16 protein-coding genes are annotated in these 17,451 nt (G+C 60.8%); 6 read left to right on the top strand and 10 right to left on the bottom strand.

Features of this window, described 5'->3' with window-relative positions; genetic code table 11:
* Complete coding sequence (locus tag ATU_RS04200) at positions 1 to 729, bottom strand: DUF899 domain-containing protein (RefSeq protein WP_010971198.1); 729 nt, start codon at positions 727 to 729, stop codon at positions 1 to 3.
* Positions 730 to 878: 149 nt separating this feature from the next.
* Here ATU_RS04200 and ATU_RS04195 point away from each other — a divergent pair, with 149 nt between their 5' ends.
* The 3 genes from ATU_RS04195 (at position 879) to ATU_RS04185 (ending at position 3,776) form a co-directional block, all read left to right on the top strand.
* Complete coding sequence (locus ATU_RS04195; RefSeq protein WP_010971197.1) at positions 879 to 1,325, top strand: MarR family winged helix-turn-helix transcriptional regulator; 447 nt, start codon at positions 879 to 881, stop codon at positions 1,323 to 1,325.
* Between the two features lie 85 nt (positions 1,326 to 1,410).
* Entirely contained in the window at positions 1,411 to 1,833 is a 423-nt protein-coding gene (locus ATU_RS04190; RefSeq protein ID WP_010971196.1) for a YciI family protein, read from the top strand.
* Between the two features lie 428 nt (positions 1,834 to 2,261).
* Complete coding sequence (locus ATU_RS04185; RefSeq protein WP_035256372.1) at positions 2,262 to 3,776, top strand: ABC-F family ATP-binding cassette domain-containing protein; 1,515 nt, start codon at positions 2,262 to 2,264, stop codon at positions 3,774 to 3,776.
* A 23-nt stretch (positions 3,777 to 3,799) separates the two neighbouring features.
* On the opposite strand, the gene ATU_RS04180 is transcribed toward ATU_RS04185, so the two are convergent.
* The 3 genes from ATU_RS04180 to ATU_RS04170 form a co-directional block, all read right to left on the bottom strand.
* Positions 3,800 to 4,561 carry an RES family NAD+ phosphorylase gene (locus tag ATU_RS04180; RefSeq protein WP_006312232.1) on the bottom strand — a complete coding sequence of 254 codons (762 nt, stop codon included), beginning with the start codon at positions 4,559 to 4,561 and terminating at the stop codon, positions 3,800 to 3,802.
* The gene (locus ATU_RS04175; protein WP_010971193.1) at positions 4,521 to 4,904 is read right to left on the bottom strand and encodes an MbcA/ParS/Xre antitoxin family protein; all 384 of its coding nucleotides are present in this window, start codon (positions 4,902 to 4,904) and stop codon (positions 4,521 to 4,523) included. Before ATU_RS04175 ends, ATU_RS04180 begins: the two co-directional genes overlap by 41 nt.
* A 109-nt stretch (positions 4,905 to 5,013) precedes the next feature.
* Entirely contained in the window at positions 5,014 to 5,436 is a 423-nt protein-coding gene (locus ATU_RS04170; protein ID WP_010971192.1) for an organic hydroperoxide resistance protein, read from the bottom strand.
* A 192-nt stretch (positions 5,437 to 5,628) separates the two neighbouring features.
* Here ATU_RS04170 and ATU_RS04165 point away from each other — a divergent pair, with 192 nt between their 5' ends.
* Positions 5,629 to 6,087: a MarR family winged helix-turn-helix transcriptional regulator gene (locus ATU_RS04165; RefSeq protein ID WP_006312236.1), complete on the top strand. Its 459-nt coding sequence runs from the start codon at positions 5,629 to 5,631 to the stop codon at positions 6,085 to 6,087.
* Between the two features lie 55 nt (positions 6,088 to 6,142).
* On the opposite strand, the gene ATU_RS04160 is transcribed toward ATU_RS04165, so the two are convergent.
* Both ATU_RS04160 and ATU_RS04155 read right to left on the bottom strand, forming a co-directional pair.
* On the bottom strand, positions 6,143 to 6,868 hold the full coding sequence (locus tag ATU_RS04160; RefSeq protein WP_013635657.1) for a L,D-transpeptidase: 726 nt from the start codon (positions 6,866 to 6,868) through the stop codon (positions 6,143 to 6,145).
* 158 nt (positions 6,869 to 7,026) lie between these two features.
* Entirely contained in the window at positions 7,027 to 7,935 is a 909-nt protein-coding gene (locus tag ATU_RS04155) for a L,D-transpeptidase (RefSeq protein WP_010971191.1), read from the bottom strand.
* Positions 7,936 to 8,103: 168 nt separating this feature from the next.
* Between ATU_RS04155 and ATU_RS04150 the strand changes: the two genes are divergently transcribed.
* Together ATU_RS04150 and ATU_RS04145 are read left to right on the top strand one after the other, a co-directional pair.
* Entirely contained in the window at positions 8,104 to 10,821 is a 2,718-nt protein-coding gene (locus ATU_RS04150; protein ID WP_010971190.1) for a heavy metal translocating P-type ATPase, read from the top strand.
* Positions 10,822 to 10,990: 169 nt separating this feature from the next.
* Entirely contained in the window at positions 10,991 to 11,773 is a 783-nt protein-coding gene (locus ATU_RS04145) for a glycosyltransferase family 32 protein (RefSeq protein ID WP_035256367.1), read from the top strand.
* A gap of 37 nt (positions 11,774 to 11,810) precedes the next feature.
* Here the strand turns inward: ATU_RS04145 and ATU_RS04140 are convergent, their stop codons facing one another.
* From ATU_RS04140 to ATU_RS04125, 4 genes are all read right to left on the bottom strand, one after another.
* The gene (locus tag ATU_RS04140) at positions 11,811 to 12,776 is read right to left on the bottom strand and encodes an alpha/beta hydrolase family protein (protein WP_010971188.1); all 966 of its coding nucleotides are present in this window, start codon (positions 12,774 to 12,776) and stop codon (positions 11,811 to 11,813) included.
* Positions 12,777 to 12,930: 154 nt separating this feature from the next.
* On the bottom strand, positions 12,931 to 14,556 hold the full coding sequence (locus ATU_RS04135) for a cisplatin damage response ATP-dependent DNA ligase (RefSeq protein ID WP_010971187.1): 1,626 nt from the start codon (positions 14,554 to 14,556) through the stop codon (positions 12,931 to 12,933).
* A 1-nt stretch (position 14,557) separates the two neighbouring features.
* Entirely contained in the window at positions 14,558 to 15,574 is a 1,017-nt protein-coding gene (locus tag ATU_RS04130; RefSeq protein ID WP_035256729.1) for a ligase-associated DNA damage response exonuclease, read from the bottom strand.
* 289 nt (positions 15,575 to 15,863) lie between these two features.
* Positions 15,864 to 17,393, bottom strand: a complete 1,530-nt coding sequence (locus tag ATU_RS04125; protein ID WP_035256364.1) for an MDR family MFS transporter — start codon at positions 17,391 to 17,393, stop codon at positions 15,864 to 15,866.
* Positions 17,394 to 17,451: the final 58 nt, after the last annotated feature.

Genomic DNA, 17,451 nt, shown 5'->3' with positions numbered 1-17,451 from the left:
TCAATGGCAGCAGGATGCGGCTTTCGGCGCATCCTCATACTGGTCATGGCGGCGCACCCAATCCATTACCTCATCTTCATTACGGCCTTTTGGCACCAGATCGAGAAGCATCAACGTGCCGAGCGTCTGCTCGGCGCCACGGGCGTAAGTGGAATAGGTGTGGTAGATCTTGCCGTCCTCACCCTTGGCGAAAACGCTGATGCCGTGCAGGTCCTTCAGGTCGCCAAAGGGCGCCATGTCGCGGTAATTATAGGTGATTTCACCTTTTTCCACGTCCTCGTCGCGAAACGAGGCCTGGTAATCATAGTTGAAATCGCTGCCCTCGGCCGAAACCCAGGGGAATTTCCAGCCCATGCGGTTTTTATAGCCTTCGATCTTTTCAAGCGGCGCACGCGAAACCGCGACGAAACCCGCATCGCCATGCCTGAGATGAACGAGCGCGCCATCGACATGATCGGCGAAAAAGGAGCAACCGACGCAGCCCTCCTCCCAGTCCGGCGCCAGCATGAAGTGATAAACGATGAGCTGACTGCAATCGCCGAATAGTTCTTGCAGTGACCTGGGGCCGGAAGGTGCATCGAAGATATAGTCCTTCGTCACCTCCTCCCAGGGCAGTGCGCGCCGGGCCTCATTCAGCCTGTCACGGGCGCGGGTCAGTTCCTTTTCCTTCACCAGCAGATCGCGGCGGGCCGCAAGCCACTCCTCCTTCGAAACGACGGGATGAGACATGATCTTTCCTCCTTGGATCCGTCTTTCACCGCGGCACACTCCGCTCCACCGAAGGGCGCCGCTTATTTCTGTGCTGAAAGGCAATAAACAGTCTGCGGAGCAACCAAGTTCCGCTTGACTAATTAGGTTGATATCAACATATTTATTGCATGTCAAACGCCGGCGTGATTCCTTTTTCGACAACCCTTCTCGTGCGAGACTCCTGTCTTTGCCTGCATGCGCAGCGTGCGGCGCGGGCTTTGGCGCGACTTTTCGACAATGCATTGAAGCCAGCGGGAATCACCAATGGCCAGTTTTCCCTGCTGATATCGCTCAACCGGCCGGAGCCGCCGCCGATGGGGCCGGTTGCCAATCTTCTGGCGATGGACCGCACGACGCTGACGGCTGCGCTCAAACCGCTGGAGCGGCGCGGGCTGGTGCGCATCGAGCCTGACCCAAAGGACAAGCGCGGCAAGCGGCTGCGGCTGACGCCGGAGGGCATGGCGGTGCTTGCGGTCGCCTTCCCCATCTGGGAGCAGACCCACGCCGAAGTGGAGACAAAGATCGGCAGCGGCGACCCGGGCCGGCTGCGCCGCGATCTCATCGATCTCGGCTGACGGGATGATTTATCGGTAAAAATGTCATCCGGCCGTCGCGCCGGGGAGCGAAACTGAGCAGAACGCAAATCAAGGAGGAAAGATCATGCGTGCAATCGTTTTTGTAAAAGCCACCAAAAGCAGCGAAGAAGGCGTCATGCCCACGACCGAACTCATGGAGGCCATGGGGAAATTCAACGAGGAACTGGTCAATGCCGGCATCATGCAATCCGGTGATGGCCTTCACCCCTCCTCCAAGGGCAAAAGGGTTGTCTTCGACGGCGACAGCCGCACCGTCGTCAACGGTCCTTTCCCGCACACCAATGAGCTGGTCGCCGGTTTCTGGATCTGGAAAGTGAAGGACATGGACGAGGCCGTGGAATGGGTAAAGCGTTGCCCGAACCCGATGCTGGAGAAGAGCGAGATCGAAATCCGCCCGATGTTCGAGATGGAAGATTTCGGCGATGCGGTGACACCTGAGATCGCCGCGCATGTCGAAGAACTGCGCGCGCGTGTCGGCAAGCAATAGGCCCTTCCGGCCGAAGGAGACCCCTAATTAACGAATAAGGTGCGGCTTTCGTAGTCCCCCACCGGAGACGACATTCGCCGCACTGCCCCTTCCCCCCTGTTCCGGCTTTGCCTACCCGTCAGGCGGGTTGCCACGGACGACGTCCGCTGGTAATGCTCAGAGCGGTTCAACACGTTTCGAGAAAGGAGGCTTCGCATGGATATTTCCTGCTTCTGGCGCAATCGTCAGCTCTGCCACCTTTTTGCCCTGCAGACACGTTTGCAGGGCTGACCGGAACACCAACACTCTGGTTTGCCCAAAAGGCCGCGCAGAATGCAGCTTGTCTGCCATTGCGCCTGTTTTCACGACGGATCACTACGAACCGAAACCCGGTACTGCCTGTGGCAGACCACGGTTCTTGACGGGTCCGTCCTGCCAGAGACGACATCATGACCATCATCACGCTTCGAAACCTCGGAATCATTCTGGGTAAGCCGCTTTTTTCCAATCTCAGCCTCACCGTGAATGCGGGAGACCGCATCGGCATCGTTGCGGCCAATGGCTGCGGCAAATCCACCCTGCTCAACTGCCTCGCAGGAGACATGGAGCCCAGCAGCGGCGATATCACCCGGCTGCGCGGGTTGACGCAGTCGATCGTCCACCAGAATCTGCCCTTCGCGCTGATGGACCACACGATGCGCGACGCCGTGCTTTCCGCCCTGCCGGCGGACACGATCGACAGCGACAGCTGGCGCGCCGACATCATCTTCGACGTCATGCTGGTGCCCGAACCCTTCCGTGAGCGCCGGCTGAAAGAACTGAGCGGCGGCTGGCAAAGGCTCGCGATGCTGGCCAGGGCATGGATCACCGAACCTGACGTGCTGCTGCTCGACGAGCCGACCAACCATCTCGACCTCGAAAAGATCAACGTGTTGGAAAGCTGGCTCGGTGAATTGCCGCGCGATACGGCCGTCATCATCGTCAGCCATGACCGCGCTTTTCTCGACAATGTCACCCGGACCACGCTGTTCCTGCGACCGGAAAACTCGGCGCTGTTCCGCCTGTCCTATGGCCATGCGCGCGCGGCGCTGGAGGAGGAAGATGCCGCCGATGAGCGGCGTTTCCAGCGCGACATGAAAACCGCGCAGCAATTGCGCCGGCAGGCGGCCAAGCTCAACAATATCGGCATCAATTCCGGCAGCGATCTCCTGACCATCAAGACCAAGCAATTGCGCCAGCGTGCGGAAAAGATCGAGGAGAAAGCGCGCCCTGCCCATAGCGACCGATCCGCCGGCAAGATCCAGCTCGCCAATCGCGGCACCCATGCCAAGGTTCTGATGACGCTGGAGGACGTGCCGGTCTCGACGCCGGATGGAACGTTGCTGTTTCGCACCGGCCGGCAATTTATCCGCCAGGGCGACCGCATCGTCATTCTCGGCCGCAATGGCGTCGGCAAGACGCGGCTGATGTCGCTGCTGCAGGCGGCGGTGACGGCTGCTGGCCAGATAGAGGACGGCATAAAGGCCACGCCCTCGCTGGTGGCCGGTTATGTCGACCAGTCTTTGGCCGAAATAGACGATGACAGCACGCCGGCGGCGCTGTTGTCGCGCCGTTTCGACATTGGTGACCAGCGCATCCACGGCCTGCTCGCCGGCGCTGGCATCGACATGGAAATGCAGAAACGCCGCATCGCCACACTCTCCGGTGGGCAGAAGGCGCGGCTTGCCATGCTGGCGCTGCGGCTGGCGGAGCCGAATTTCTACCTGCTGGACGAACCCACCAACCATCTTGATATAGATGGTCAGGAAACGCTGGAGGCGGAAATCATCAGCCGTGAGGCCAGCTGCATGCTTGTCTCGCACGACAGGAGTTTCGTGCGGACGGTCGGAACCCGCTTCTGGCTGATCGAAAAGCGCAAGCTGGTGGAAGTCGACAATCCCGAAGCGTTTTTCGCCTCGGCTTGATGCTCCCCACCAACAATGCCTCGTCAGCCGAGCAGGCTGGCGAGGCGTGGATCGCCGGCGAAATCCGAGACCGCGAAACCGGTTCTGCGCATTGGAAATTCGCACAATGCCTGCACGCCCGTCTTCGACAGGCGGATGCGCCAGCTCATGCGTTCCACCGGCGCTTTTTCGGCAAAGGCTTTGGGAGAAAGGATCGCAATATTGAGGCCAGCGGCGGGATCGCGCACCGAACGGTAGAGGATCGCCTCCACCTTGGCCAGTCGCGCCTGCTCGGCCAGCGCCTGGCACGGCTCGTAATTGGTGAGATCGGTCCACGCGGTTTCGTCGCGGTTCAGGTCCGGTTGCGTCAGGTCAAGCGCCGCATCGGTGGCGATACGGGCGGCGAAGGCGGAATAATCGGCGGGGTTGGCCGGAAGCGGCGTGCCGGGGGATTCGGCATAAAACAGCAGCCGGTAAAAGGCCATTTCGGCGAGCGCCGTTTCCACCTTCGCGGCGGCGTAATAAACGCCCTCGGTATAACCCGCGCGGCGGAAACGCGAGCCATGCGGATAAGCGGCGCCATATCGGAAAGGCGTGGCGAGAAGATAATCGAAACCGGCGCATTCGGGCGGAAACGGCCTTTTGCTCGTCTCCAGAATATCTTCCAGCAGCGATTGCTCCTCCACCGTATCCACCAGCTTCATGGTGGAAACCTGATGCTGCGCTTCCACCAGCCGCCAAAATTTTCCCGATGCGGCGCGTTTTTCAGACAGGAGCGCGTCGGGCGTCCAGATAGGAGAGGACATCGATCAATCCGGTAATGGTGGTGAGCCTTTCGGCAGGCACGGCATCAAGCGCCGTATTGTGATTGCGCAGCCAGTTTTTCGCCACCGCCTCATCGCCGCCGGTAATCGCATCCAGCGAGCGGAAAACCCGGATCAGCAGCACCGCAAGCTCGAAGGACTTGGCGCCCGGCTCCAGGAGGAAATCAAGCCGCCTCATGCGCGAGACCGTTGGCGCGGACACACCCAGAATATCGGCCGTGCGGGCAGCGTTCAGGCCCAGCCGCTCGGCGGCGGCGATGACGGCCTTGGTGACGACCCTGCCCTGCGATGCGGGATCCATGGCGGTCTTGGCGTGAATATTCATGGCACATATCCTTTCCTTGGAAAGAATATAGCATATTTCTTTCTGTAAACAAGAAGGCCGGGATAAACCCGGCCCCAAGATTTATAATCAGGCGCGTAAGCCCGCTTTATCAGGCCACCGAGACCGGCACTTCCGTAGAGGTGCGCATGGCGTGGCTGTATGGGCAAACGATGTGTGCGGCGGCGACAAGTTCTTCGGCTTTCTCACGCTCAAGACCGGGAATGTTGACCTTCAGCGTCACTTCGATGCCGAAGCCGGTGCCGTCTTCGCGCGGGCCGATACCGACGGTTGCCGTCACAGTCGTGTCTTCCGGAATCTTTACCTTGTGCTTGCCGGCAACAGCCTTCAAGGCGCCGAGGAAGCAGGCGGAATAACCGGCCGCGAAAAGCTGTTCCGGATTGGTGCCACGGGCGCCATCGCCGCCCAGTTCCTTCGGAACGGTGAGCGTGACGTCGAGAACGCCGTCTTCCGACTTGGCGTTGCCGGCGCGACCACCGGTGGCGGATGCTTTGGTCGTGTAGAGAATGGGCATGGCATTTACTCCTTCGGGTTGATGTTGGAAGCCTTATAGCGTACAATTAAATTGTACGCAATATAGTTTTGCACATTGAATGACGATTTGTTTTTTGCGATAATTTTCAGGAAATTTCGCCGCGCATTCATGTGGCAGGAACCGAAAGCGGGGGCCGATTGTTCCCTCCCCGGTTGATTTTGGAGCAGGAAAATGGACGCAGAGGGCAACGAGAAGACAATGGAAAGCCTGTTGAGGCTGGACCAGCAGATATGTTTTGCCCTTTACGGCGCAGCGCATGCCTTTACCCGCGCCTATAAGCCGCTGCTCGACCCGATCGGGCTCACCTATCCGCAATATCTCGTCATGATGGCGCTGTGGGAAAAGGAAACATCCACCGTCAAGGCGCTCGGCGAAATGCTGGGCCTCGATTCGGGCACGCTGTCGCCGCTTCTCAAGAGGCTGGAGCATGCCGGTCTGATCACCCGCAAACGGGGCACGGTGGACGAGCGGCAGGTGCTGGTGGCGCTGACGCCTAAAGGCGCCGACCTCAAGAAAGAGGGTGTGAAGATCATGGCCGCCATCGGCGGCGCCACCGGCTGCGGGCTGGAGGAACTGGCGCAGCTGCGCGATCAGGTGAATGCGCTGAAGGAAGGTCTCTCCCGGCCATAGGCCGAAAAAGAGAAAGGCGGCACGAGGCCGCCTTTTTATGCGAGGAGTTTTCGGCTTACTGCCACACCACCACACGCGCCTTCTGCGGCACGCGGTCGTAGAGGTCGATGACGTCCTGGTTCATCAGGCGCACGCAACCGGAGGAGACGGCCTTGCCGATGGAGTTCCATTCCGGCGAGCCGTGCAGGCGGTAGAGCGTATCCTTGCCGTTCTGGAAGATATAGAGCGCGCGGGCACCGAGCGGGTTTTTCAGGCCCGGCGGCATGCCGCCATTCTTGGAGGAATATTTGACCAGTTCCGGCTGGCGGGCGACCATTTCATCCGGCGGGGTCCATTTCGGCCATTTCTGGCGCCACTGGATGACACCTTCGCCCGACCAGGCGAAACCATCGCGGCCGATGCCGACGCCGTAGCGCATGGCGCTGCCGCCCTGCTCCACGACATAAAGGAAGCGCGAGCGCGTATCGACGACGACGGTGCCGGGGCGTTCGCCGGTCGGGTCGACGACCCGCTGGCGATAATAGCGGCGGTCGATCTTCTGATAGGGAACCGCGGGAATGACGTAACCGCCATCCTCGACCGAGCCGTACATGACGGCCAGTTCCGCATCGCTGACGCCTGACGAGAACATCTGGCGGAAATCGCTGCCGATGCTGCTCGCCTGCTGGCGAATGGCTTCACCCGTGCCGGAGGACGCGCAGCCGGCCAGCAATGAAGCGGAGGAAATACCCAGAAGGGAAAGAAAAGTACGTCTGGAAAGATCTGTGTCGGTGCTTGTCATAAGGCCGGATTGTCCCACATTTCGAACGGCTATATCGCCGCTGTACATCGTTTGTTCCACGTGTACAGGCGTATTGCGAAAATAGTTAACCGACCGCTAAAAGCCAGTCGGAAGGCGCTGGCAGAACGACGCCCGCATCTCTTTCTTTTAGAACGTGGTCAGATAACCACAATCTGCGCCCCCTGCGGCACACGTTCGTAGAGGTCGATCACATCCTGATTGAGCATGCGCACGCAGCCGGAGGACGTCGCCTTGCCGACGGACTGCCAGTCAGGCGTTCCGTGCACGCGGTACAGCGTGTCCTTGCCATCCTTGAAGATGTAAAGCGCACGGGCGCCGAGCGGGTTGTTGAGACCCGGCGTCATGCCACCATTGGCGGCCGAGATGGAGGTGAGTTCAGGCTGGCGCTTGACCATTTCGTCGGGCGGCGTCCAGCGCGGCCATTTCGCTTTCCACTGGATCTTGCCGCGGCCCGACCAGGCATAACCATCACGGCCGAGGCCGACGCCATAACGGATCGCCTTGCCGCCGGACTGCACGAGATAGAGAAAATGCTGTCTGGTATCGACCACGATGGTGCCCGGCGCTTCCGCCGTCTGGTAGCTGACTTCCTGCCTGAGATAACGCGGATCGATGCGGCCATAGGGAATGGCCGGCAGCGAGCGGTCCTCGTCGCGGATCGGGCCATACATGACCCGGTGCAGCGGGTTGGAGACAGGCAGGCCATAGGCCATCGTCTGGCCCTGCGCCTGCGGCACATTATAGCCCTGCACCTGCGGTGCTTGCAGCCCCTGCCCGCGCACTGGCGGGCCATATTCCTGATGGAAGCGGGTTCTGAACAGGTCCGGCGGCCGCGTCGAAAGCTGGCCCGGCTGCGGCGGCAGTTCCGGCTGGCGATTGGAACTGACGGAATTAAAATTGAAGACCGGCGCCGTTTCCCTGACGAAGACATCCGGGTCCATCCGGGTCGTATCCGTCACGAAAAGGCAACCGCTCATCAGCGGCAGCAGGGCAAGCCCCAGCAGAGAGGCCGCCCGGCGACCGTTTTTCAAAAGGAGTGCTATCATCTGAACCGCTTCATGGAATCCAATCTGCTGGCATGATGAACCGCGCGGCTGGCGCGAGGCTGGCGTCGGTATTTTCAAAAAAAATCGGAAAACTGCATTTTTCCTCTTGAAGCTCTAGTTGCTAGAGGTGCCAGATTGGCTGTCGACTGGAATTCAGGAGCGAGAACCATGAATATTTCGACACGCGGCAGTTTGAACGGGGAATCAGAGGAACTGACCTTCAAGGTCGGCGGCATGGATTGCGGCAGCTGTGCGGCGAAGATCGAAACCGCGCTCTCGCGCCTGCCCGGCGTTGCAGACGTCAAGGTATCGGTTGCCCGCGAAAGGTTGAACCTGTCGCTTGCCGAGAATAAAACCCCGGTCGAAAAGATCGAGGATACGTTGCGCAAGCTTGGCTTCAAGCCCGCTTTGCTGCCGCGCGACAAGGCTCCCGAGGCAAAGGCGGCCGATCATCACGACCATTCCACCTGCGGCGGTCATCACCATGATGAAGCCGAAATACCGGCTGAAAAGAACAATGCACTGATCTTTTCGGTCGGCGGCATGGATTGCGGCAGCTGCGCGGCCAAGATCGAAACCGCGCTTTCCCGCCTGCCCGGCGTTGGCGACGTCAAGGTCTCCGTGGCCCGCGAAAGGCTGAACCTGTCGCTTGCCGAGAACAAGACCCCGGTCGAAAAGATCGAGGACACGCTGCGCAAGCTCGGCTTCAAACCCGCTCTGCTGCCGCAGGAAAAGACCGCGCGCGAAAAGACGCCTGAGCAGAATCACGACCATGACCACGCGACATGCGGCGGCCATCACCACGATCATGACCATTCCGGGCACGACCACGCAGCGCATGACCATTCGGGACACGATCACCAGTCCTGCAAGGGGCATGATCATGACCATTCCGACCATGATCATTCAGGTCACGACCATTCCGGCCACGATCATGCTGGCCAATCGCACGCTGCCGCACCTGCCGCCGCAAGCCAGAGCGCCGAGATAGGGCACGCCCATGGCGCGGATGAAAAAGGCGCGTGGTGGCGCAGCGCGAAAGCACGCAATACCTTCACCGGCACCGTGCTGGTCGCCATCGCCTATGCGGCGGAACTGACCTTCCCGGCATGGGGCAGCTATGCCTTCATCGTCGCCACGCTGGCCACGCTTTTCCCGATCGCGAGAAATGCCTTCAACGCCGCCCGTTTCGGCGCGGTCTTCACCATCGAGATGCTGATGACGATTGCCGCCATCGGCGCGATCATCATCGGCGAGGCGGAAGAGGCGGCCATTGTCGTGCTGCTGTTCTCCGTCGGCGAATTGCTGGAAGGTTTCGCGGCCGCCCGCGCCCGCTCCGGCATCAAGGCGCTCGGTTCGCTGCTGCCGAAAACCGCGCTGGTGGAAGAAAACGGCTCGCTGCGGCAGATCGCCGCCGATCAGGTGCGCATCGGCCAGGTGGTCGTGGCCCGCCCCGGCGACCGCATCGCCGCCGATGGCGTTGTCATGGAAGGTCAATCCAGCGTCGACGAATCGCCGATGACCGGCGAAAGCATTCCCGTCGCCAAGGAAAAGGGCGCGCGTGTCTTTGCCGGCTCGATCAACCATGACGGCTCGCTGCGCATCCGTGTCGACCGCGCGCCGGAAGACAACACCATTGCCCGCATCATCACGCTTGTCGAAGAAGCCCAGGACGCCCGCGCCCCGACGGAACGCTTCATCCAGAGCTTCTCGCGTTATTACATGCCGCTGATCGTGGCGATTTCCGCGCTCACCATCGTCGTGCCGCCGCTTGTCGGCCTCGGCGACTGGGATACCTGGATCTATCGCGGTCTTGCCCTGCTCCTGATTGGTTGCCCCTGCGCGCTGGTCATCTCCGTTCCCGCAGCCATCGCCTCCAGTCTTTCGGCTGCGGCACGGCACGGCATGCTGGTGAAGGGCGGCGCGGTCATCGAAATGCTGGCGCGCACCGAAACCGTCGCCTTCGACAAGACCGGTACGTTGACGCTCGGTGAACCCGTGGTCACAGACGTGGTGGCGCTTGACGGCAACGAGGCCGAGCTGATTGCGCAGGCCGCGACAATCGAGAACGAATCTAGCCATCCACTTGCCAGAGCCATCGTCAGCCATGCCAACAAGGCAGGCGTAATTCCCCTGCCCGGCTCAGAGATCAAGGCGATTTCCGGACGCGGCATGCAGGGGAATGTCGGCGGCAAGCGCCTGTTCATCGGCGCGCCGCGTTTTGCAACCGACGTCGGGACCGTATCGAATGAACTTGCCGAGCGTATTTCCGCACTTGAAAGCGAAGGCAAGACCGTGGCCGTTGTCATGGCCGAGGGGGTGGCAAGCGGCCTCTTCGCCATGCGCGACGAACCGCGCAAGGATGCAGCCGAAGGCATCAAGGCGCTGAAGGATATGGGCATTTCCTCTCTGATGCTGTCGGGTGACAATGCCCGCACGGCGCGTGCCATCGGCAACAAGCTGGGCCTTGAAGCGCGCGGCGAATTGCTGCCGCAAAACAAGGTCGAGGAAATCCGCAAGCTCGCCGAAAAGAAGACCGTGGTAATGGTGGGCGACGGCATCAACGACGCGCCGGCCCTTGCGGCGGCCAGCGTCGGCGTCGCCATCGGCTCCGGCACCGACGTGGCGATGGAAGCCGCGGATGCGGCGCTGATGCGCAACAATGTCGGCGATGCCGCCCGCCTTATCGGCCTGTCGCGCGCCACCATGAGCAACATCCGTCAGAACGTGACGATCGCACTCGGCCTGAAGGCTGTGTTCCTGGTCACGACCGTCACCGGCGTTTCTGGCCTGTGGCTCGCCGTCTTCGCCGATACGGGTGCCACGGTTCTGGTGACCGCCAACGCCATGCGGCTGCTCGGTTACTTCAACGGCCGCAAAACCTGACCCCAGCTTTTCCGAAAACGGCCGAGCCCCGTTTATCCGGGCTCGGCCGGCTTGTTTTCAGCGTATTGACAAATTAATTGCCTACAATAAATACCGCGTACCGCCGTTTCCACGCGCGTGACAATAGCGACAGGAAGTGCTGGCGATTCCACACGCGGGAGCATTGAACTTGACTAAGCATGGCTACAACCCCATTGCGTACCGCGCGATCAAGATCGGCGGCAACATCGTCAAGGTCATCTTCTCCATCGATCTGTTCCTGCGGCCCGGCACAAGAAAGACGCTTCCAGCGCACCAGCCGGCCCGCCGCCGCCCGAAATCGGAAAAAGCCATTCCACGCATCATCTGGCAGACGAATTACTCCAACCGGGTAACGACGCCGATCTATGCGAATTTCCTGTTCAACCGTTGGCTGACCCCGGAATTCGAATATCGTTATCATGATGACGAGGCGTGCCAGGCCTATATCGACCGGCATTTTCCCGGGCGTTACGCCGATGCCTTCCGCCGGCTGCAGGTGGGTGCCGCCAAGGCGGATTTCTGGCGCATTCTGGTCCTTTTGCAGGATGGCGGTATCTATCTCGACATCGATTCCAATTTCGCGGCCCGCCCGGAAGATGCGATCGGCCCGGATGAAGAAGCCGTCTTCATCGCCATGAAAGATGGCGAAGTGACGAATTATTTCATGGCCTCCAGACCCGGTCACCCGGCGCTGAAGCTGATCGCCGACCGTATTGCCCAGAATATCGAAGAGGGAACGCTCGTCAGCGTTTATGACATGACCGGCCCGACGGTAGTGCATGCCGTCGTCAAGGAGCTTGGTCTGCCGGAGCGCAATTACCGTGAGATGTGCACCCAGGGGCAATTCACCAACAAACGCGCCCAATATGCCGACAAGAAAGATGGTGCCTGGTGGGCGGAGCAGGCGAAGACGTCCATCCTCAAGAGCTAAACCTCACACGTCCTAACCAGCGGCGTCATATCGCGTTTCAAACAAATGCGTTGAAAAGGCGGATGCTCTCCTCCACCGCATGCGGCACCACGCCATTGTGGGTGCCGGGCAGCAGTTTTTTGTCGATCTTGAATCCGGATGTCAGGGCGCGATCCACGAAAAGCTGGTGATCGGCATCAAACGGCCGCTCCTCCGTGCCGCGCAGAAGCAGCGCCGGACATTTGAGGCTGGGGCCGAAGCAGACGGAGGAGCGCATGATGAATTCGCGCTCGTCGGTCTCGTCGAAACAGATCTCGTCGCTATAGCGGTTGAAATAACGCCAGGAATTGACACCGGCGGAGATGGGGGCTGCGGCGCGGAACTTGCGGCTCATGGCGGCCAGAAGCGTCAGCGTGCCGCCATTGGAATGGCCGGCGATGAAGAAGCGGTTTCTATCGATGCCGGGCAGATTTTCCAGATAGGTCGCCGCCGCCAGCGCATCCGCCGTTTCGTTGTAAAAACCGGAATAATGGCCGCTCTGGCCGTTCTCCCCGCGGAAAGACGGTAAAAGCACGACATAGCCCGCTTCCCAATAGGGCTTCATCAGCGCCCAATGGCCATCACCGGTGGCATTGCCGCCGTGGAGAAACAGGACCGCGGGTTTCAACGTTTTTGAGGGCTGGTAATGGGAGAGCCAGGCGACAAGTTCGATCGAACCATCCGGCCCGCCGGGATAGGTGACGCGTTCCGCGCCCGGTGGCGTGCCGAGAACCGATGATTTTTCCGGCGCGGCCATCTTTCGCAGGAGATGGGTGTGGAACCGTTTGCGCGCCTCCGCATAATCCTGCCGTTCCAGTGGCAGCACCTCGGGGGCGACAATGCCCGCTTTCGCGCGGGGTGGTAAAAATGCGGCCGCCGACAGACCCATGGCACCGGCCAGCAGGCTTCGCCGGGTCAGGCTCGGGATGCTCGTGCCGCTCTCTTCCTGTCCGAAGGCTGAGGAAAGAAAGCGTTTGTCTGGCATATGGTCACCTGAGGAGGATAGTTGTAACAGCAGTTCAGCACTGCGGCGGGGAGCTGTCCAATCACGGATTCGCGAATGACAACAATGTATTCGCAGCCATCATGGCAATTTCTGGACCGGGTAAGGTTTACGATCGCGAAGCTGCCTCATTTCCCTAACCTTCCACACCATCGATCATCGCCACCAGCGTCGAGAGCCTGTCGGCCTCGGCTGGCAGCTTGTCGGCGCGCAACCTTGCAATACGCGGAAACCGCATGGCAACGCCTGACTTGTGGCGGGTGGAGCGGTTGATGCCTTCGAAGGCCACCTCCAGCACGAAACCGAAATCCGGTGTGGCGCGCACCGCCCGCACCGGGCCGAAACGCTCGACCGTATTGTCGCGCACGAACTTGTCCAGCACTTCCAGTTCGGCATCGGTGAAACCGAAATAGGCCTTTCCGACAGGCACGAGCTGTTCACCATCCTCGCCTTCCGCCCAGACACCGAAGGTGAAATCGGAATAATAGCTCGATCTTTTGCCGTGGCCACGCTGGGCATACATCATAACGGCGTCGATATTGTAGGGATCGCGTTTCCACTTGAACCAGGGCCCCTTGGCGCGCCCGGCCTGATAGGTGCTGTCGCGGCGCTTGATCATCACCCCTTCGATGACAGGATCGGGCGGTGCGGCGCGCAAAGTGTCGAGTTCCGACCAGCTGGAGAAGCCGATCAACGGCGAGAGGTCGAAGCGATCATGCGGCGCGCGCTCGATGATGTCAGACAGCCGGTTGCGGCGCTCCAGGTAGGTTTGCGCGCGAATGTCGCTCTCGCCCTCGAACAGCAGGTCATAAGCGCGGATGAAAGCGGGATAGTCATCCCGCATCTTCGCCGTTACCGTCTTGCGGTTCAGCCGCTGCTGCAAATCCGAGAAGGTGCGGGTGAGATTGTTGGATCGCGCGGTGCCACCGACCAGCAATTCGCCATCCATCACGCCTTCGAATTCGATGGCGTCAAGCACATCCGGGAAAGCACCGGAAATATCGTCGCCGGAGCGGGAATAGAGCTTTCGCGTTTCGCCGGCCCGGGACAATTGCACACGGATACCGTCCCATTTCCACTCTGCTGCATAGTCGGCGGGATCCAGCGCATCGAGATCGCCATCGGCGACCGGTGTCGCCAGCATCACCGAATGGAAGATGGCGGGCGTTGCCAGCAGCGGGCGGTCGGAGTTGCCCTCCAGCCAGGAGAATAGCGTGGTGTAGGGGGGCGTCAGACCATGCCAAAGGGTCTCGATTTCAGTGATGTCCTTATCCGCGAAATCCGCCAGCGCCTGCCGCGCCAGCCGCGCCGAAACGCCGATACGCAGGCTGCCGGTGGCGAGTTTGAGGAAAGCGAAACGGGAGGAGGTATCGAGCCGGTCAAGCAGATCGCGCACCGCGCCGCGCACCTCGGTACGCCCCAGCGAGTTCATCAGCGTCACGACTTCGCCGAGGCGCGGATCCTGCGCCTCCGCATCATCCACGCCGCCGATATTGCCCCAGACCAGCGAAATGGTCTCGGCCAGATCGCCGACATAATCGTAGGAATAACGGAACAGCACCTCGTCCATGCGCTCCATAACCAGCTCGCGCAGCATGGCCGGTTTAACGCTTTTGAGGTCCAGCGTGCCGGCAATGGCCGCCAACCCGTAGCCCCGGTCGGGATCGGGCGTATCGCGGAAATAATCGGTGAGCAGCTTCAGCTTGCCGTTGCGCGACGGCGTGAGGACAAGGCGGTCGAGAAGGGTGGCGAAGGCTTTCATTTCAGTCCCCCTCATCCTCGTAACCGACGAGATGCAGCGGCTTGGCGGCAATGCCCTGCAATTCGCACCAGCGTACCAGCGCCTCCTCGCGGCCATGGGTGACCCAGACGGCCTGCGGGCCGATTTCCGTGATGGTTTCCAGCAGTTCCGGCCAGTCGCAATGGTCAGATATGACCAGCGGTAGTTCCACACCGCCCTGCTTCGCGCGCTGCCGCACCATCATCCAGCCGGAGGCGAAGGCGATCAGCGGCTCGTTGAAACGCCGCGCCCAGCGCTCCTGAAAGGCCGAGGGCGGACCAACAACGATGGCACCCTTAAAGGCGGCGGGGTTGCTTTTTTCCAGCGTCGCGGGCCTGAGATCACCAAGATCGATGCCCTGCGAGACGTAATAATCACAAAGCCGCGCCAGCGCGCCGTGAATATAGATGGGATCGGCATAACCATTATCGCGCAATAACCGGATAACGCGTTGCGCCTTGCCGAGCGAATAAGCGCCGACGAGATGGGTGCGGTCGGGAAACTGTTTGATGGACGTCAGCAGCTTGCCGATTTCCACACGCGGCAGTGGATGATGAAACACCGGCAGGCCGAAAGTGGCTTCTGTGATGAAGACATCACACGGCACTGTTTCGAAGGGCGCGCAGGTGGGGTCGATACCGCGTTTGTAATCACCGGATGCGACGATGCGCAGGCCATTCATTTCCACGGAGATTTGCGCCGAACCCAGCACATGGCCTGCGGGGTGGAAACCGACGATCACGCCGTTCACCTCCACCGTCTCACCGAAGCCGACCGCCTGCTCGCTGCCGCAGAAATCCTCGCCGTAACGAATACGCATGATATCGAGCGTCTGGCGCGTGGCCAGCACCGCGCCATGGCCGGCGCGGGCGTGATCGGAATGGCCATGGGTGATGAGCGCCCGCGCTACGGGGCGCACGGGATCGATGTAAAAATCGCCCGCCGGGCAATAAAGCCCCTTCGGCGTGGAATTCAACAACTGTTCCGGCTTCATATTCATTGAGATAGGGCCGCCCGCGCGAATGTAAAGTGCTGCGAGCATAACGCGGAACGGGCGTTAAATTTCCCGCAGGGGTGTTTTTGTTTGGCTGAAACTGGTGAGCCACCCGCCTCCTCATTCCTGTGCTTGTCACAGGAATCCAGCCAACGCGCGTCTGCGTGGTGTCAGAGTCTTTCCAGCCCAAGGACTTGGGCTGGCTGGATCCCTGTGACAGGCACAGGGATGAGGGAAGAGCGAGCAGACGGACGAAAGTGCACGCGGGAACCGACACACCTTCGTGCAATCGTTCCTACTCTCCCGCTGCTTCCGCCGGCTTCGCTTCAACCGCCGCCGGCAGGCGCACCGGTTTCAGCATCAACGCCGCGGCAAGACCAATCGCGGCGGTGGCGGCGGCCGCGAAGAATAGCGGCGTAAACGCATCCGAATAAAGCGAGGCGACGGCGGCCTGGGAGGTTGCGGGCAGTTCGGCGAGCATTTTCGGCGTCAGTTCCTCGATCCTGCCGACACCGGGAATATCGATCGCGACACCTTTCAAGCTTGATGACACGATGGCGCCATAGACCGAGATGGCGATGGCGGCGCCGCCCATGCGGGTCAGGGTCACCGCGCCGCTTGCCGCGCCGATATCGGCCTTCGGAGCGGAGTTCTGTACGCCGATGATGGGTGCCTGCTGGCCGAGGCCGACGGCGAAACCCTGCGCCAGCATCAGCACCGCGATCAGCCAAAGCGGCGTTCCGGCATGCATCTGCGTGAAGAGCAGCATGACGAGGACATTGATGGTGAGGCCGGCCACCGAGAAGGGCTTGTAGACGCCGGTAATCGAGATCAGCCGTCCGGCAGACAACGAACCCATGACGATGCCGCCGGTGACGGCGATGAAGAACAGGCCGGCATGGGAGGGCGAAAGCCCGGTCGTGGTCTGCAGGAACAGCGCGTAATAATTGACCATGCCGATACCGATGCCGCCGCTGGTCAGCGAGACGATCATCAACAGCGGAAAGGTGCTGTCCTTGAAGAGACGCAGCGGCACGACGGGTTCCGGCGCGCGACGCTCCACCTGCACCCACAGGAAAGCGGCGATGACGGCAAAGGCGATGATGCCGAGGCTTGGGGCCGCGATCAGCGAGCCGAACAGTTCGCTGCTATCGGCCCAGAACACCACGCTGGCAATGGTGGCGGCCAGAAGAACCGCACCGAGATAATCGATCTTTGGCTGTCTCGCCGGGCGACGATAGGGCAGCATGAGAGCAAGGCCGGCGATGACGATAATACCGAGCGGCAGATTGATAAGGAAGATCGACCGCCAGCCGAACAGGTCGCTCATGGTCCCGCCGAGAATCGGGCCGACACTGCCCGAGGCCATGATGGTGAGGCTGGAATAGCTTTGGTAGCGGGCGCGCTCGCGTGGCTCGAACAGATCCGCATTAACGGAGAAGATCGACACCATGATGCCGCCGCCGCCAAGCCCTTGAAGCACACGGGCCGCGATCAGGCTGTCCATAGACCATGCCAGCCCGCAGGCGAGCGAACCGAGCGTGAAGATGACGACCGCCGCAATCATCACATATTTGCGGCCGAAGAGATCACCGAGCTTGCCATAAACGGGCATGACCGCGCTGGTCGCCAGAAGATAGGCCGAGCCAATCCAGCCGAAACGCTCCAGCGCGCCGAATTCACCGACGATGGTGGGGAGCGCTGTCGAGACGATCTGGTTGTCGAGTGTGGCCATGAACATGGCCAGCATCAGAAACAGAAAAACGATGAGCCTGCGGCGGTGATCCGACACAAGCGGCGCCACGGGGGCGGTGGACATATCCATGAAAAATCTCGTTGAGTTCCGGCGATTTTGCTGCGACAATTTGTGTGCTATTGGCATA

It is taken from the genome of Agrobacterium fabrum str. C58 (assembly GCF_000092025.1).
In the GTDB taxonomy this organism is placed as follows: Bacteria; Pseudomonadota; Alphaproteobacteria; order Rhizobiales; family Rhizobiaceae; genus Agrobacterium; species Agrobacterium fabrum.
The sequence above is the reverse complement of the archived record's forward strand: the minus strand, read 5'-3'. Positions and strand labels throughout refer to the sequence as shown.

Bases quoted from the DNA above. Each gene is read 5' to 3' on its own strand.
- ATU_RS04200 (WP_010971198.1), bottom strand. From the start codon at position 729: ATGTCTCATCCCGTCGTTTCGAAGGAGGAGTGGCTTGCGGCCCGCCGC.
- ATU_RS04195 (WP_010971197.1), top strand. From the start codon at position 879: ATGTCAAACGCCGGCGTGATTCCTTTTTCGACAACCCTTCTCGTGCGA.
- ATU_RS04190 (WP_010971196.1), top strand. From the start codon at position 1,411: ATGCGTGCAATCGTTTTTGTAAAAGCCACCAAAAGCAGCGAAGAAGGC.
- ATU_RS04185 (WP_035256372.1), top strand. From the start codon at position 2,262: ATGACCATCATCACGCTTCGAAACCTCGGAATCATTCTGGGTAAGCCG.
- ATU_RS04180 (WP_006312232.1), bottom strand. From the start codon at position 4,561: ATGTCCTCTCCTATCTGGACGCCCGACGCGCTCCTGTCTGAAAAACGC.
- ATU_RS04175 (WP_010971193.1), bottom strand. From the start codon at position 4,904: ATGAATATTCACGCCAAGACCGCCATGGATCCCGCATCGCAGGGCAGG.
- ATU_RS04170 (WP_010971192.1), bottom strand. From the start codon at position 5,436: ATGCCCATTCTCTACACGACCAAAGCATCCGCCACCGGTGGTCGCGCC.
- ATU_RS04165 (WP_006312236.1), top strand. From the start codon at position 5,629: ATGGACGCAGAGGGCAACGAGAAGACAATGGAAAGCCTGTTGAGGCTG.
- ATU_RS04160 (WP_013635657.1), bottom strand. From the start codon at position 6,868: ATGACAAGCACCGACACAGATCTTTCCAGACGTACTTTTCTTTCCCTT.
- ATU_RS04155 (WP_010971191.1), bottom strand. From the start codon at position 7,935: ATGATAGCACTCCTTTTGAAAAACGGTCGCCGGGCGGCCTCTCTGCTG.
- ATU_RS04150 (WP_010971190.1), top strand. From the start codon at position 8,104: ATGAATATTTCGACACGCGGCAGTTTGAACGGGGAATCAGAGGAACTG.
- ATU_RS04140 (WP_010971188.1), bottom strand. From the start codon at position 12,776: ATGCCAGACAAACGCTTTCTTTCCTCAGCCTTCGGACAGGAAGAGAGC.
- ATU_RS04135 (WP_010971187.1), bottom strand. From the start codon at position 14,556: ATGAAAGCCTTCGCCACCCTTCTCGACCGCCTTGTCCTCACGCCGTCG.
- ATU_RS04130 (WP_035256729.1), bottom strand. From the start codon at position 15,574: ATGAATATGAAGCCGGAACAGTTGTTGAATTCCACGCCGAAGGGGCTT.
- ATU_RS04125 (WP_035256364.1), bottom strand. From the start codon at position 17,393: ATGGATATGTCCACCGCCCCCGTGGCGCCGCTTGTGTCGGATCACCGC.